The organism is Symmachiella dynata (assembly GCF_007747995.1).
In the GTDB taxonomy this organism is placed as follows: Bacteria; Planctomycetota; Planctomycetia; order Planctomycetales; family Planctomycetaceae; genus Symmachiella; species Symmachiella dynata.
Window position 1 is genome coordinate 320,792 of the sequence record NZ_CP036276.1, and the last position, 16,322, is coordinate 337,113.

A 16,322-nucleotide genomic window follows, 5' to 3' on the forward strand; every position below is an offset into this window, starting at 1 on the left:
GCTACCGCGTTTCGCAACGTTTACTTTACTAGAAACCGGAAACGACTTCCATGATTTTTTCTAAATCGTTTTCTACGACAACGGGTGAATTGGCGTGGACCGCCTCGTTCACGCCGCTGGGGCGTAAGAGGCGATCAAAATCGTCCGATTTTCCGCTGTGATAGGCGACCGTGACGTTGGGATCCTTCAATTGGTGTCCGGTCAAAATACAGACCACGCGATCGCTTGCCGCTATCACTCCTTCTTCGCGAAGCTGCTTCACCCCGGCCACACTGGCTCCGCTGGCCGGTTCACAACCGAAGCCGCCGGCGCCGACTTGGGCTTTGCCATCCAGGATTGCTTGGTCGCCCACCTCGCGAACCACACCGTCACACGCATCCAGCGCCCGCAGGGCTTTGTTCAAATTGACCGGCCGATTGATTTCAATCGCCGAAGCCAACGTCGCAGCGCGGCGCCCGCCCGCCTCCATCGCTACAAAATAATCCTCACGCACCGTGGCGTCGGGGCGTCCATGGTTCCACCGCAATCCGTCACGTTCGTACAACTCGTGCAACGTATTCGCCCCCGCCGCATTGATCACCGCTAGTCGCGGCAGACGGTTGATCAGCCCCAATTCCTTCAGCTCCAGCAAGGCTTTGCCGAAGGCGCTGGTGTTGCCCAGATTTCCCCCGGGAACCACGATCCAATCGGGCGGCTCCCAAGCGAGCGATTCGAGTATCCGAAAGATGATCGCCTTTTGACCTTCCAGCCGAAACGGGTTCAGGCTGTTGCACAAATAGATCCCTGCTTGCGAACACACTTCGCGAACCCGCTGCATTGCATCGTCGAAATCCCCTTCGAGTTGAATTGTCTTGGCGTTGTAGTCCAAGGCCTGCGACAATTTCCCATAGGCGATCTTGCCGCTGCCGATAAATACCAACACTCGCAGCAGCCCGGTGCAACTTCCAAAGATGGCCAACGACGCGCTGGTGTTGCCGGTCGAAGCACAGGCAGCCTGCGTCGCTCCCACCATGTGGGCATGCGTTACAGCGGCCGTCATGCCGTTGTCCTTAAAGCTGCCCGAGGGATTCAAACCTTCGTATTGCAAAAACAGACTGCCGTCATTCATGCCGCAATAACGGGCGACGGAATTTGATTGCTGCAAGATCGTTTGCCCTTCGCCGATGGTGACGATTTTGTCCTCCGGAGCAAACGGCAGCAATTCTCGAAACCGCCAGACGCCACTGAAATCGAGCGGATTGCGTCGCGTACTCCATCGCCCTTCGAACTCCCGCAACGACCCCGGCACCGCCACGCGATCCCAGTCATACCGCACATCCAACAGACTCCCACACGTCGGGCAGCCGGTATGCACTTCGTCCATAGAAAACGTCGCCCCACAGTCGGGCGCAATGCAACATTGGTAGGCAATCTCAGTCGAATGGGCGGAAATCGGTCTGTCTCCGGACAAGGGGCAAACGGTCAAAAACGGCAGTTCTCCCTGTATTGTCGACGGCGGAGCAGGAATTGACAACTCAAAAACCGGAAAGGTTCGGCGGCGGGGTCATGGAGGGTCTTCGCCTGCAATCATTAAACAATAAAATCGCGCGCAGAGACGCAAAGCCGCAGAGAGAAAGTAGAAGAGGAGTCACGAAGGGGGGGCTTCTCTTGACTTTGCGGCTTGGCGGCTTTGCGCGCGGTTCCTTTCTTTTTGTGTCAATTTGACAACGGTTGCGGGACCCCCCTTTGAAATGAGTTTCCAAACACGATACGCTGAAATCCCGTTTCGTAAATCGCCACATTTCCCCCTTCCACAATAGACGAGCAACTCACCGTGCATACCTCCCTAACCTGTGCTGCGTGCGGCTTGGATCATGCGGTTGATCAACTTCAGAATCTGTGTACCGCTTGCGGCAAGCCGTTGTTGGCTGGGTATGATCTGGCGGCGCTGCGCGAGACGTTTACGCCTGACGCCGTCCGCCGCCGCGCGACGCGGTCGATGTGGCGGTTTGCTGATGTGTTGCCAGTCGACGATGTCAGCGAGGCGGTTTCGTTGGGCGAGGGGCAGACGCCGCTGTTGCGATTGGAGCGCCGCGGCGCGTTTGCGGAGTTTGAGAATCTGTTCGTCAAGGACGAAGCATTCAACCCCACCGGCAGCTTCAAAGCCCGCGGCATGGCGGCGGCGGTGACGCGGGCCGTTGCGCTGGGGGCCAAGGTCGTCGCGCTTCCCTCTGCCGGAAACGCCGCGGGGGCTGCGACGTATTATGCGAATCGCGCCGGCATTGAATGCTTTCTGTTCATGCCCGAAGACACGCCGCCGGCGAACATTATTGAAAGCGTTGTGGGCGGAGCGAACGTGTTTTTGGTAAATGGGCTGATCAGCGATTGCGGCAAGTTGGTCAAACAAGGTTGCGAGCAATTCGGGTGGTTCGATCTTTCGACCCTCAAAGAGCCGTTTCGCATCGAAGGCAAAAAGACGATGGGTTACGAACTTGCCTTCGACATGGCCGATGCTGCTCAAGCCACACAACTGCAATTGCCGGACGTGATTTTTTATCCCACCGGCGGCGGCACCGGATTGATTGGGATGTGGAAGGCGTTTGACGAAATGCAACAACTGGGCTGGATCGGCCCTGAGCGACCGCGAATGGTGGTCGTCCAAGCAGAAAACTGCGCCCCGGTCGTCCGTGCGTTTGAGCAAGGAGCCGACCATGCGGAGATGTTCGCCAATGCGTCAACGGTCGCCTCGGGCTTACGGGTCCCGGCAGCGGTCGGCGATTTCATCATGCTCCGCGTCCTCCGCGAATCAAACGGCACAGCCCTGACCATCAGCGACGCCGAACTGCTCGACGGCGTAAGAGAATTCGCCACCCAACAAGGAATCTACGCCTGCCCTGAAGGGGGAGCGGTCTGGAAAGCAGCGCAACAACTCTTAAAAACCGGCTGGCTAAAACCGGATGAAAAAATCGTGCTATTCAACACCGGCAGCGGGTTGAAATACAACCACCTCTTCCCGGTCGGGGGGTTACCGGTGTTGGATCATACTGATCCGGATTGTTTGGATTGTGTTGTGGGGTGATTTTTGGGGGGGTGTGGGTGGGGCGGTTTGGATTTCGCGTCACGACTTGTTGAGACATGCAGGTTCGCTGGCTCGCATTAATGCGTCGGTGTAATAGGGCAACTCGTGCGAGGAAGCTATGCTTGCTTCACTCGTCAATCGCAACTAGCTTTTGTGGTGCTCAAAATGACCAAGGACTTTGCCATGGATCTCTCGGAGTACAGCATTGTCGACCTCCAATACCTTTTTGATAGGGGCGAGTGGACTGCCCGCACTCTTTGCGAAGCCTACTTGAAACGCATCGCTAATATCGACAGTGCCGGGCCGAGGTTGCGAGCGGTGATCGAGACGAATCCCGACGCGATAGCCATCGCCACTTCTCTGGATCAAGAGCGAAGAGCGCAGGGGCCGCGCGGACCGATGCATGGGGTACCGATGCTGGTCAAGGACAGCATCGACACCGCTGACCGAACAATGACCACAGCAGGCTCCCTGGCGCTCGAAGGAAATATCGCCTCACAAGACGCTTTTGTTGTCCAGAAGTTGCGGGACGCTGGTGTCGTTTTGCTCGGCAAGACCAACATGAGCGAGTGGGGCTACATGCGGTCAACCCGCGCCTGCAGTGGATGGAGTAGCCGCGGTGGCCAGACACGCAACCCTTATGTGCTCGATCGCAGCCCGCTGGGTTCCAGCAGCGGATCTGCCGTGGCGGTGGCGGCCAACTTGAGTCTGGGGGCGATTGGCGCAGAAGTTGACGGCTCGATCGTGCGTCCAGCTTCAGCAAATGGTATCGTCGGACTGAAGCCAACTGTCGGACTCGTCAGTCGCCGAGGAGTGATCGGCGTTGCAGAGCCCCAAGATACGGTTGGCCCGATGGGCCGGTGTGTGGCCGATGTTGCAGTAATTATGAATGCAATCGCGGGTACCGATCCGGATGATGCGGCAACTGCTTGTGCGGATGGCAACCGTCCGACTGACTATCGCGCCGCACTTCAACTGGATGCTCTCCAAGGCACGAGATTGGGCGTTGCGCGGGAATGTTTCTCCGGACACGAAGGGACGAGTGCCGTTATCGAGCGGGCGATCGAAATTCTGCGGCAACTAGGTGCTGAGATCATCGATCCTATTCAGGCCACGACCTTGCCGTTTTTTGGCGCTCTGGAACTTGAATTGTTCGAGTACGGTATCAAATCCAATATCAATGACTACCTAGCGGCACACCAGGGGGCCGCGGTTCGCGACTTCGACGAACTCATCGAATTCAACCAACGCCATGCAGATCAGGTCATGCCCTACTTTCATCAAGAATTCTTTGAGATGGCGCAAACGAAAGGTGGGTGGGACGACACTCGATGCGTGGACGTTCGAAAGGAACTCCGCCGGTTGTCACGCACTGAAGGAATCGATAAAGCTCTGGCAGAGCATCGACTTGATGCAATTATCGCTCCCACGGAAGGGTCACCGCCCTTTGTGATCGACCCGATCGTCGGTGACCATCTCCTGCCATTCGGCTGTTCGACCCCGGCTGCAGTCGCAGGTTATCCCCATATTACCGTTCCGGCCGGCTTCGTTTATGGTTTGCCGGTAGGCCTCTCGTTTTTTAGTGGCGCATTTCAAGACTTTAATCTCCTCAGTTACGCATTCGCTTTTGAGCAAGCCACACATGCACGGCAGCCTCCTCAGTATTTTTTGACTATCAAATAGGGCCGCCACTCAGATGACAAATTCAAAGTGTTTGTCAGGCTCACCGATTTTAGAACAAACGTCCTGCCAATCTAATTTGGCAACATCCGCCGCTGCATCGAAGCTGCAACTGTGACTAACCAAAACACCGTCCTTTCCCAGCGCATGTTGTTGCCGGCCAACACTTACCTAAGCCGCACGGTATCGCATTTCGAAGAACGAAGCTCATTCTTCAAACGGTCGTTCATCCGTGAAATCGATGACAGATGAGACACCCGTTTCGGTGGTGTTGTCCCCACGGTCGCGAAACCGTGCCTTCCCATGAAAGCGAGGCGCACGTGGCAAATTTTCAACGGACCTCTGGATAGGTCGCTAGTGCGGATTTTGTTTGCTTTGCACGATCATTTCCTGAGCCCGCAAAAACGTGTCGATTGGGATCGCGGGATCGGACGCATTATGGAGGTGGGGTTGATCGCCGGAGTCGACGTAAAACAAGACTTCGGAATCAGGTCGACTACAGACTGGGCAGACTGAGATGCGAAGGACCTGCATCTTATCGTCCAAGTAGACGACATCCGCATGAGAACCGCTGTGCTGCTTTAGATTGTTGCGGACATGTGTCTGCCGGGCGGCAGCGCGTGCGCGATTTATTGCTGGAGTGACGCCAACAAGAATTGCCACAACCAAAACGGCAGTGAGCCAGGTCTCAATCGCCGTGAATTGCCAGAGTGCGGAGTGGCGAATCGGTCGAGTTAGTATGCTAGCGAGAATGACCAATCCGTAGAGGACCCCAAAAGCGACAGCGCCGATGAAAGCGCAGAAGGGAGTCAGAACCACCATGGTTTGGAATAGACCGATGGGGATCAGGATGGCAGAAAGAATCACACCGATGAATGTGCCGATCACAACTCGTCGAAGGATCATGGAATTGTTTTAGCTCTATTCAGCTGACCATAGAGTGTATGGGTGAAAAGTAGTTGCGAAGAAAGAACCCCGCCCTACATTCGCGATAAAAGACCTGCTCTGATTATCTGTTTTCGGTGCTGCGCATGCAAGAAGATTTTGCGGCGAGCCGATCGTCTGTCGCGTTCAAAGCCGAGAGAGCAGACGTTCTTCCCAGCGATCGGAAGTGCCGCATTGCCATCTAGGCAAACGCACTGTCTCGAAGAAGCAGTGGCCGCTTCGCAGGCGAATTCGATTGAAATCAATCTAGGTGCTGACATCCGCGTCATCCCATTGGACGCCCGGAGACAGAGCCCATGTCAGCGCTTGTCTCCGTTCTTGCATCAGCCCGCAACGTTCAATGTCGTGCGTGTTGCGGTAGTCACTGCGGATACACATGTTGCGGAAGCCGTTGTGGATACAATAGAAGAAATCTTCGAGCGTAATGATCAATTCAAGCGGCTGGAGTTGTGAGGCAGCCATCAACTCATCAAAGCTGCGATCAAAATTGCAAAAGAACGAATCACGAATGTGCCGCGTGATACTGTAGGGGACTAGCTTCTCGTACGGACAGACCAAGGGAGCATTTCCGAGTATCCAGGCCAACCCCCACATATTCTCCATGGCCCAACCCGCTTGCCCCATCGATTCGCGAGCGTCTTTCCTCGATGTGCCAATCCAATCTGCTTCCCGCTCGGAAAACGAACTGCGCACCAAACCGTTATCTTTGACATAACGCTTGATGACAGACGAAGGAACCTCTTCCTCGGGCGCTAAGACCCAAGCGACCGCCGCGTGCGCGGCCATTAGACGACGCACAATCTCTTTTTGCGGCCGCAGTTGTGTGAACCCTCGGATCTCTGCGGTTGGCATCCAAGCGGCAACTTCAAGGCCCATTTCTTTCGCAACTTCGACGTGTCGAGAACGTATGGACTCGGCAACGTTATCCAGTTTACCCATTTCCCATTGACAGGTCTCATTCATCAATTCATCGGTCAACTCCAAGCACGCAGCGAACTTCATCTCGTCCATTTCGCCCGGCAACCCACACTCGACTCCGACATACTGAAAGCCGAGGGTTCTCGCTGCCTTATCGAGTTCAGCATGAATCTCGTCCAATTGCCCTTGGGTCAGCGTACTCGTGTAGATAAGTAAGATCTGAAGAAGTGTTGAGCTGTTGATCTCTTCTAAGTCTTCGTCAAGGTGTTGGACCTCCACACGAAACGCGTCTTCGTCTGCGCGTGTAACTCTCGTGAACGATTCGATCAACTGCGTGAGGGATTCATCTCCAGATTCCAATTCGAATGGGCACTCGATTATGAAAACCCATTCCAGCGCCATCTCCGACGGCTTCAGATCGGTGTTCTCATTCAGGTAACGGAAAAGAGACTCAGCATCCTTGAGCGCCTCTTCAGGGAACGGTTCGTCGTTCAAGCTGCGTCCTTTTCGTTTTACTTGATTGAAGTTGGTGTTTGTTGAAAGTGCTCATTGATTTGCCTGATGGAGTTCCGTTTCACAGCTTGTCGCCAGGCAAGGACCGTTCTTCCAATTCGCAATCAGGCTTTGCTCTGAGTATCTGTCCTTGATTACTTGAATGCAAGAACTTTCTCATAGCAGCTGTCAACTTAATTCAGAGTGAGACTCTCACAGAGTTGCCACATAGGAAATCTGAATCGGACGGTGATATGACTTATCTGAGAACCGTTCCTTTCCCAACGTAATTGTTACCGGACGACACTTGCCAGGGTCCCACGTAATTGCATTCCGAACAACACCGCACTATTCACAATAATTCACCAGAGGTAGACTTTTGGAGAACGATATTCCACCACGCCGTTATCAGGAAAACGCCATGTCAACGCTCGAATCACCGCCGGTTCACAAACGTCCGAACACGTGGCGGTGGATAGCGCTGGCGATATTATTGCTCGGGGCGGTTGTGGTGGTGAAAGTGGTGATTCCCGTTTATCGACAAGAACGGGCGATTGCAAAAATCGAGTCGGCTGGATTTGGGACAATTGTGCAAAGCGAGCGTATTGGGCCGGATTGGTTGTGGAAGGACGTTGCGCCGGCTCGTTGGAGGGGCTTCGACCGCGTTAATGAAATCACACAGCCGCGTTTTATTGGTTTCACGATGAGCATGATGATAATGAATGAATACATCGGAAAACCTCGACGGCTGTGCGAAATTACTTATTCAGGCGTGCCTAAGATTGATCTTGTTGCCGCCGACTTGCAAGCCGTTTCCGGTCCGAGCCTACGCGAACTCGATTTGCGACACATGAGGGTTCAGCCAACAATTTTGGACGGCTCCTCCGATGCTACCAACCTAGAATATCTGGACCTAGCGGCGACGAACATCGATGACCACTCGCTCAAGCAGATCTCGCAATTCGATAACCTCAAATTCTTGTACTTGGAAAAGACCAAAATCACAGGCGCCGGTTTGAACTATCTTGGCAAATTGACATCTTTGCAGGAACTGGCGCTCGATGACACAGACATTTCGGATTCAGGGCTTCTAACCCTCGGAAACCTTCACGATCTCCGCAAGTTATGGTTGTCGAATACAAAAATCACGGACGACGGTTTGCGCGCATTGGAGAAAATGCCACATTTGGAGATCCTTGACTTGACTGGAACGAACGCCACTGACGCGGGGGTGCGGAAGTTCGTATCCAATCACACGTCGAAACTCGCCGCTCTTAGGAGTCTGTTTCTGTACAACACTCGAATCACGGATCAGTTGCTCCCTCATCTAAGGGGTCTCGGTAAGCTTGAGTATCTTGATCTCAACGGAACAGCGGTCACTTGGAAAGGCATCAGGACTTTGGAGGAAAAAATACCAGGGTGTGAAATCCAAGGTGGACTCTCCACAACACTCTTCACCAAATAACCTTCGAATACGGGTACAGACTTTATATCCTCCAAGCGCAAAGGTTCAACACGTTTCGATCTCTTGGCCTCAAAAGCCACCGAACAGGGATTGCTCGAAAATCGGGTTTGTCTCATAATACCGGCGCGCAGGTGCGCTCAGGTTGCGCGGCTGCACCGATTCACGCCTACTCCCCATCATCTGCAACAGGAGACTGCGATGCCAATTTTTAAGGACAATGCCGAATCAATCGGGCGGACGCCGCTCGTTAAAATCAATCGGCTGACGGAAGGACTCGATGCGACGATTTTGGCCAAGATCGAAGGACGCAATCCCGCTTATAGCGTCAAATGCCGGATCGGGGCGGCTATGATCTGGGACGCCGAAAAATCGGGCAAACTCAAACCGGGTATGAAAGTCGTCGAGCCGACCAGTGGCAACACCGGGATCGCGCTGGCGTATGTCTGTGCTGCCAAGGGCTATCCGCTCACCTTGACGATGCCCGAAACGATGTCGGTCGAACGCCGGATGATGCTCAAGTCGTTCGGTGCGGAGTTGATCCTCACCCCCGGTCCTGAAGGGATGAACGGCGCGATTAACAAAGCGACGGAAATTGCTGAGAATCCTGAGTACTACATGCCGCAGCAATTCAAAAACCCGGCCAACCCAGAAATCCACTTTAAGACGACCGGCCCGGAAATCTGGAACGATACCGAAGGCAACGTTGATATTTTTGTCTCCGGCGTGGGAACAGGGGGGACGATCACCGGTGTGACGCGTTACCTCAAAAATGAGAAAAAGCACCCGGTCAAATCGGTCGCCGTGGAACCAACCCACAGCCCGGTCCTGTCCGGTGGCAAACCGGGGCCGCACAAGATCCAAGGCATCGGTGCCGGATTCGTTCCCGATATTTTGGATGTCTCGTTGATCGACGAAGTCGTGCAGGTCACCAACGATGAGTCGTTTGAAACCGCGCGGCGGATCGCCCGTGAAGAGGGAATCACCTGCGGCATCAGTTGCGGAGCCGCCATGGCCGCCGCCCTGAAAGTCGCCGCTCAGCCCGAAAGCGCCGGAAAAACGATCGTCGTTGTGTTGCCTGACTCGGGTGAACGGTATTTGTCGACGCCGCTGTTTACCGAATCGTAATTCCGCACAGAGATCTACAAACTCCACGGCCCCGTGATAAAATCGCGGGGCCGTTTTTTTGTCGGTCGGTTTGGGTGTGGTGCGTGAAGGTGGTATTTGTTTCTGTTATACTCGGAGGCACTTTTCCGGCTTTCACACCTTAGAAACACTGAACCATCCGATGAAATTTGAAACGCGTTGCGTCCATACGGGCGTCTACAAAGACGAATCTTACAACAGCGCCACCACGCCGATTTATCCCACCTCAACGTTCGTTTGGGACGCCGTCGACAAGAACCGCGGCTATGACTACACCCGCAGCGGAAATCCCACGCGGCGGGCCTTGGAAGAAAATATCACGTCGCTGGAAGGGGGCATCGATTGCCGCTGCGTGGCGACCGGCATGGCGGCCATTACCACGGCGCTACAACTTTTCACGCCGGGCGATCATATTATTTCCGGCGACGATATCTATGGCGGCACGTTTCGCTTGTTTCACAATGTGCTCTCTGAGCGGGGGCTGGAATTTACGTTCGTCAAGATGACCGATCTGGATGCAGTACGCGCGGCTGTGCGGCCGGAGACCAAATGCATTTGGATTGAGACCCCCAGCAATCCCCTGATGAACATCATCGACATGGCAGCCGTGGCGGAGATCGCCAAGCAGGCGGGCGCAATTTCTATTGCCGACAATACCTTCATGTCACCCTACTTTCAACGGCCGTTTGAATTCGGTGTCGATATCATCGTGCACTCGATGACCAAGTATCTCAACGGCCATTCCGATGTCGTCGGCGGTTGCGTGGTGACGCGCGATGAGCAACTGGCGGAGCGGGTTAACTATCTACAAAATGCGATGGGCATGGGCTGTTCGCCGTTTGATGCCTGGCTAGTGTTGCGGGGAATTAAAACCCTCGCGCCGCGGATGCAGGCGCATCAGCGCGGCGCTACGGCCTTGGCGGAAATGCTGCATGAACATCCGGCGATCGAGCGGGTCTATTACCCCGGCTTGCCGTCGCATCCCGGTCACGAATTGGCCAAAAAACAAATGACCGGCTTCGGCGGCATGCTCAGCGTCGACGTCAAAGGAGGCCGCGCAGTCGCCGAGCGGTTGGTGACGAAGACGGAATTGTTCTTGTTGGCCGAATCGTTGGGCGGAACGGAATCATTAATTGAATACCCGGCGGAAATGAGCCACGCCTCCATGACGCCCGCAGCACGATTGGCCGCCGGCATTGGCGAAAACACGGTACGGATTTCCGTGGGGATCGAACACCCGGATGATCTCATTGCGGATATGCGGCAGGCACTGGAAGCATAATCACAAGCTTCGGAGGTCATGCTGTGCATGACGTCGTTAGTAAGCAGGCCAAACTTTCGCGATTCGTCATGCACAGCATGACCTACCGATCTTAAAGAGTACGCATGACGACCAAGATGAATTCATGAAAATCGCAAAAATCGAAACCTACCCCGTCCAGATTCCCCTCAAACCCCAGCGGCGTATGAAGTCGTCACTCGGGCAGCACAATGTGTCGCCCTACTTGATCGTCAAGGTGGTGACGGACACCGGTCTTGAAGGGGTCGGCGAAGCGACCGTCATGCCGCGGTGGAGTGGAGAAACGGTGTGGAGCGCCGAAGCGCTCGTCAAACATATTCTGGCCCCCCAACTGATTGGCCGCGACCCGGAGGACATTCCCGGATTGGCCTATGCGATGGATCGCACGGCGCAACACAACTGGTTTACGAAATCCGCGATTGAAATGGCCTGCTGGGACATCAACGGCAAGGCGGCCGGCAAGCCGGTCTATGAATTGCTCGGAGGAGCGGTGCGACCGTTGACGTTTCGCTGCCGGTTTTCGTTGGGGGCGTATGAACCGGATCGTGCGCGACGGCGGGCGGAGGAACTGGTTGCGGAAGGCTTTGAGACGATTAAGGTCAAAGTCGGCGGAGACCCGGCCTCTGATATCGAACGTGTGCGAATCGTCCGTGAGGTCGCCGGTCCGGATCGCGATATCGTCATCGATGCCAACTGCGGTTGGGATGCCGAGACGGCGATTTCAGCTTGTCACGAGATGCGGGACCTGAATATCGATGTGTTTGAGCAACCCACGCCCGACGGCGACTATGCCGCCTTGGCCCGCGTTCGCCGCAAAATCGAACCGGAAGTGATGGCCGACGACATTTGCTTCAACATGATTCATGCCCAAGAGTTGATCCGCAACGATTGTTGCGATGTGATCAGCCTGTATCCCGGTAAGCAGGGGGGCATTCAAAAGTGCGTCGATATCATTGAATTCGCCGAAGCAAACGGCGTCGCCTGCAGTATTGGCTCCAACCTGGAATGGGACATTGCCACCGCCGCTATGGGGCATGTGATTGTCGCCTGCCAAAACATGCAGGTCGAAAAATACCCCGGCGACGTGCTGGGGCCCGACTATCACGAAGTTCGTATCGCCAAGAACCCCATTCAAATCGAAGGCCCGCTGGTCACCATCACCGATGCGCCCGGCTTGGGCATCGATGTCGATTGGGACGTCGTCGAACAACACCGCATGTAACGATCGTTCGCGCGGCGCTCGTCATTCTGCCCAGTTGGAACGCACCCCTTCGGGTTATTGCCCTCCCATCGGGGGGCGGGGTTCGAGGTATTTTAACCGTTTTTGAATGCCGATGTTCACGCTTTGATAGCGGGTCGACAATTTTCCAGCATTGAACAATTCCGCACGAATATTTTCGATGTCGTCCATTCCGATCGCATTGGTAAAGATCGGTAGCAAATATTGCTTGCCCAACTTCGAGAGTTGGAATCGCTTCGCATCGTAAAATGCCGGGTGCACTTGGCGGGCGTGGATCAGTTGCCATTTGTCGCGGAGGATATTGGCTTCGATCGAATCCAACTGAAAGCCGTGTTCGCTGGACCATTGCAAAGTCGCCACGCAATTATTGCGTCCCTCGGCCAACAGTTCGATTGCTTTGCCGCCGAGTTGTGAACCGTAAAATCGGTCAAACAAGATCGGCCGGCCACCCCGTTGGGTGTGACCCAGTTTCCGGGTAAAGATCGCCGACGCAGCTGTTTCATGCCGCTGGCGGGCCGTGAAGAATTCGTTCCCCATCGATTCGTCGAGCATATCTTTGAGGTGTTCGGCCGCACCACTGAACAGCACATTGCCCGCGGGGTCAAAGGTCTTCTTCTTCGCTCCCAACGGTTGGCCGTCCGCATCGCGGACCCCTTCTCCAATGACAATCACCACATGTTTCTGCAAGTCGTATAACTCACGGACGCGTTGCGTCAATCGTTCAAACTCGATTGGAAACTCCGGCATCAACACAATGTCTGGTTGTCCGTAAGCTGAACCGAGTGCGATGAAGCCCGAGTCGCGGCCCATGACCTCGACAATCGCAATGCGGCGATGTCCTTCGGCCGTGGTGCGGATCCGTTCAATCCCGCCCGCGGCGACATAGACAGCTGTGGCGTACCCCGGCGTGACGTAGTTAATCATCTCGTCGAGATTCAGGTCAGGATGCCCCTGTTTTTTCTCATAGCGGAATTTTCCAGGGGTCTCGGTCTCAACGCGCGACCATTCATTCGGCTCGTCAAGATAATTCAGGCCCAAGTCGTTGTCGATAGTTTTCGGGGCCAGCACGCAGGGGAACCGCTCCGACAAGGGTTGCATACCGTTGAGCGTGCCGTCACCACCGATGCAGATCAAGCCGTCAACTCCCAGACGCTGCAATCGGCTGGCGACGAGGTCGACTGACTCCTTATCATTGGGGTCGACATAGGCCCGCGAAGCCCCCAAAATTGTCCCGCCCAAACACGGGTCCAATTCTGGAATGGTGCTGAACAGTGGGTTCAGCACCAAATGTGGGACGTGTGTACTGAGCACGCCGTAGAAGCCGCGTATAATTCCTACGACTTCGATTTTGAGAGCATTGGCCCGCTCCACCGCACCATAAATCGTAGCGTTCAGCGCCGGCGTATCTCCCCCGGCAGTCAATATGGCGATGCGTTTCATGGGCGATTCTCCTCGTTGTCGATTCGTCGTTATTGCTTAAATCGAAAGGCCTTGAGTCTAGACGCAAGACGAGATATACCACGCGGAGCGAAATGAGGGCAGGGTAAAACCTTGCAAATTTTTCGGATCGGTTTTTGATTGAGGATACGAATCATGAAACAGATGACAACGTGCCTACTTTCCGCAGTCGTCGGAAGTGTTCTGACTGTCGGTTTACTTCAAACGCCATCAAGCATTGCGATTCAGGCAGAGGATCAGCCGCCGTTGCTCGCTCCGCGCGCCCAGCGGCCCAACAAACTTCCGCAGGAAGAGCTCACACCCGATGAAGAGATCAACGTCAGTATCTATGAACGCGTCAATAAATGCGTGGTGAATATCACGACCAAAACGCCGAACGTGGACCCGTTTTTTATGACACAATCCGAATCCGAAGGAGCCGGGTCGGGAAGCGTGCTCAATAAAGAAGGGCACATCCTCACCAACTTTCACGTGATTCAAGATGCCAGCCGCGCCATCGTCACCCTCTACGACGGCAAGTCCTACCCCGCGACGCTGGTTGGCGCCGACCCTGTGAATGACGTGGCTGTGATCAAGATCGATGCCCCGCCCGAAACGTTGATCCCCGTCTCATTCGGTGATTCAGGCCGATTAAAAGTTGGGATGCGTGTGATCGCCATTGGGAATCCTTTTGGATTAGAGCGAACGCTGACGACCGGGGTCATTTCGAGTTTAAACCGCTCACTGAGAATCCGGCGTCGCACAATTACCTCGATCATACAAACCGATGCGGCGATCAATCCGGGAAGTTCCGGCGGCCCGCTGTTAGATACCCGCGGGCGGTTGATCGGGATGAACACAGCCATCGCCAGTTCGGTTGGCCAAAGCGCAGGAATCGGTTTCGCAATTCCTTCGCGCTTGATCGAACGCATCATCCCCCAACTGATTATGAACGGCCGCGTGATTCGCGGTGATATCGGCATTAGCCGCGTTTATGAGACGGATGAGGGACTGTTGATAGAAAAACTTGTCCCCAATGGCCCGGCGGATCGTGCCGGTCTGCAAGGTCCGAAAATTATTCGCCGGCAAGACGGATTCTTCGTCTTGCAAAAAATCGACCGGTCCGCTGCCGACGTCATCGTTGCTGTCAACGGCAAGAAGACCCCCACAGCCGAAGAGTTTTTGACCATCGTCGAACGTCATAAACCGGGCGAAACCGTGGAACTGACAATTCTCCGCCAAGGCCGGACCGCGCACGTCAAAGTCCAGTTAGGCGGCGATGATCAGGAGAAACGGAACCATTCGATTTGAAGTTGGTTGGTTAAGAGTGGCCGGTGGCTAGTGGCCGGTGGCCAGAAAAGAAGGGGGCAGGGGGACAGACCGCTTTCGGTTCCCAAACCCTCAAGCCTGTCCCCCAAGCCTCTGGCCTCAGGCCGCGGCCATTGACAGCGGGCGTACGGGATGTGAAAGTGTGCAAAGTCTGCCGGTTGGGTAAAATCGGCGGTTGTTTCATTCGTCCGTCGCCGGAAAGTCAACTCGTGAAGTATCGCCCTTATCTGCTCCGCTCACTGTGGGTCGGCGCTGTTTTGTTGCTGTTGTTTCTTGTTGTGCTGTTCGTCTGGCTGGCACTCAGCAGTTTGGGCGATACCGGCGGTGCGCAAGCAGCCAAGGCGATTACGTTGTCGCTGGCGATCTGTCTCGGGTTTGATCTGATTGGCCTGATCGTCCTGCTCACGCTTGCGGAATTGGAGCGGACCAAGCCCAACGAACCCGCCGACGAAGGGGATTAGTCGCCTTGTGGTTCAGGTGGGGCGGCATCGTCGGCAGACGGCAAATGGGCGGCGAAGATCAAGACCGCCACGGCGACGCCCCAACCGACCGCCATTCCGAGACCACCGGGTGTGCCTTTGAGGAACATCGCTGGATAGACGTCGGCTGCTACATGAATCAAAACGGCAGCGACCAAGCTTCCCGTTAACTCGCGGGAAAAACCTAGGATCAATCCGGCACTGGTGGTGAAAATTAGTGCCGACCAATCCAGTGCGAAACGATCACGTAGCGGGTTAAAGGGGTTGAGCCAATGCCCCATTCCAAAGAGCAGGGCGGTTGCCAAGAGTCCAAAGCCGAAGCGGACCCGGCCGATGTGGAATCGTCGCACAAAAACGCGATTCCATTCCGCTTGGAAGAAACCACGAAATAACAGCTCTTCTCCGAAGCCCACAAACAAGACCTGAAACACGACTGTGCTGATCCAATATCCCGCAAGGCGGCTTTGAAGTTCCAGTTGACCGAAGACTGCTTCCAGCACTAATGGGAGCAATGCCAAAGTTGCTCCACTACACAACCCAATGAGCACGCCTCGCTTGCAGCGTTGACCTGTCAGACCGTATTCGGCCCAACTCCGTTTCAAAGTCAGCGCCGCACAGACGGCGACGGCGATCATGAGGACGTGTGCGGCGTAGTTCCAATACAGCAACTCCGTTTGCCAGCGTGCGAAGGACGAAACGTCGATCCATTTCACACATACCACGATGGCTGCAAATACGATCAGTAGCGCCGCGGCATGCGCGATGCGCCGCGGGGCGGATGCGAGCGCGGGATTATCGGGCGTGTGCGGCATGATGTCCCTCTACAATGTGCTCGG

At 55.1% G+C, this 16,322-nt stretch carries 13 protein-coding genes; 8 read left to right on the forward strand and 5 right to left on the reverse strand.

Annotated elements, in window-relative coordinates; all coding sequences use genetic code 11:
- Positions 1-28: 28 nt before the first annotated feature.
- Positions 29-1,363: a threonine synthase gene (gene thrC, locus Mal52_RS01170; RefSeq protein WP_145373780.1), complete on the reverse strand. Its 1,335-nt coding sequence runs from the start codon at positions 1,361-1,363 to the stop codon at positions 29-31.
- A gap of 450 nt (positions 1,364-1,813) precedes the next feature.
- Here thrC and Mal52_RS01175 point away from each other — a divergent pair, with 450 nt between their 5' ends.
- Both Mal52_RS01175 and Mal52_RS01180 read left to right on the forward strand, forming a co-directional pair.
- A complete protein-coding gene (locus Mal52_RS01175) occupies positions 1,814-3,058 on the forward strand; it encodes a threonine synthase (protein WP_145373781.1) in 1,245 nt (414 codons plus the stop codon).
- Between the two features lie 165 nt (positions 3,059-3,223).
- Positions 3,224-4,741 (forward strand): amidase, encoded by a 1,518-nt coding sequence (locus Mal52_RS01180; RefSeq protein WP_145373782.1) that lies wholly within the window; start codon positions 3,224-3,226, stop codon positions 4,739-4,741.
- A 351-nt stretch (positions 4,742-5,092) separates the two neighbouring features.
- Here the strand turns inward: Mal52_RS01180 and Mal52_RS01185 are convergent, their stop codons facing one another.
- Both Mal52_RS01185 and Mal52_RS01190 read right to left on the reverse strand, forming a co-directional pair.
- Positions 5,093-5,644: a hypothetical protein gene (locus tag Mal52_RS01185; protein WP_145373783.1), complete on the reverse strand. Its 552-nt coding sequence runs from the start codon at positions 5,642-5,644 to the stop codon at positions 5,093-5,095.
- A 285-nt stretch (positions 5,645-5,929) separates the two neighbouring features.
- Positions 5,930-7,096, reverse strand: coding sequence for a DUF4272 domain-containing protein (locus Mal52_RS01190; RefSeq protein ID WP_145373784.1), 1,167 nt, complete (start codon positions 7,094-7,096; stop codon positions 5,930-5,932).
- A 418-nt stretch (positions 7,097-7,514) separates the two neighbouring features.
- Between Mal52_RS01190 and Mal52_RS01195 the strand changes: the two genes are divergently transcribed.
- From Mal52_RS01195 to Mal52_RS01210, 4 genes are all read left to right on the forward strand, one after another.
- On the forward strand, positions 7,515-8,558 hold the full coding sequence (locus Mal52_RS01195; RefSeq protein WP_145373785.1) for a leucine-rich repeat domain-containing protein: 1,044 nt from the start codon (positions 7,515-7,517) through the stop codon (positions 8,556-8,558).
- A gap of 198 nt (positions 8,559-8,756) precedes the next feature.
- On the forward strand, positions 8,757-9,683 hold the full coding sequence (gene cysK / locus Mal52_RS01200; protein ID WP_145373786.1) for a cysteine synthase A: 927 nt from the start codon (positions 8,757-8,759) through the stop codon (positions 9,681-9,683).
- Positions 9,684-9,843: 160 nt separating this feature from the next.
- Complete coding sequence (locus tag Mal52_RS01205; RefSeq protein WP_145373787.1) at positions 9,844-10,983, forward strand: trans-sulfuration enzyme family protein; 1,140 nt, start codon at positions 9,844-9,846, stop codon at positions 10,981-10,983.
- A 124-nt stretch (positions 10,984-11,107) separates the two neighbouring features.
- Positions 11,108-12,223 carry a mandelate racemase/muconate lactonizing enzyme family protein gene (locus Mal52_RS01210; protein WP_145373788.1) on the forward strand — a complete coding sequence of 372 codons (1,116 nt, stop codon included), beginning with the start codon at positions 11,108-11,110 and terminating at the stop codon, positions 12,221-12,223.
- A gap of 54 nt (positions 12,224-12,277) precedes the next feature.
- On the opposite strand, the gene Mal52_RS01215 is transcribed toward Mal52_RS01210, so the two are convergent.
- Positions 12,278-13,681 (reverse strand): 6-phosphofructokinase, encoded by a 1,404-nt coding sequence (locus tag Mal52_RS01215; RefSeq protein WP_145373789.1) that lies wholly within the window; start codon positions 13,679-13,681, stop codon positions 12,278-12,280.
- A 153-nt stretch (positions 13,682-13,834) separates the two neighbouring features.
- On the opposite strand from Mal52_RS01215, the gene Mal52_RS01220 reads away from it, so the two are divergent.
- A complete protein-coding gene (locus Mal52_RS01220) occupies positions 13,835-14,989 on the forward strand; it encodes a S1C family serine protease (protein ID WP_145373790.1) in 1,155 nt (384 codons plus the stop codon).
- A 152-nt stretch (positions 14,990-15,141) separates the two neighbouring features.
- A complete protein-coding gene (locus Mal52_RS01225) occupies positions 15,142-15,468 on the forward strand; it encodes a hypothetical protein (RefSeq protein ID WP_145373791.1) in 327 nt (108 codons plus the stop codon).
- On the opposite strand, the gene Mal52_RS01230 is transcribed toward Mal52_RS01225, so the two are convergent.
- Complete coding sequence (locus Mal52_RS01230; RefSeq protein WP_145373792.1) at positions 15,465-16,298, reverse strand: CPBP family intramembrane glutamic endopeptidase; 834 nt, start codon at positions 16,296-16,298, stop codon at positions 15,465-15,467. The two genes, Mal52_RS01225 and Mal52_RS01230, sit on opposite strands and share 4 nt — an antisense overlap.
- Positions 16,299-16,322 lie beyond the last annotated feature (24 nt).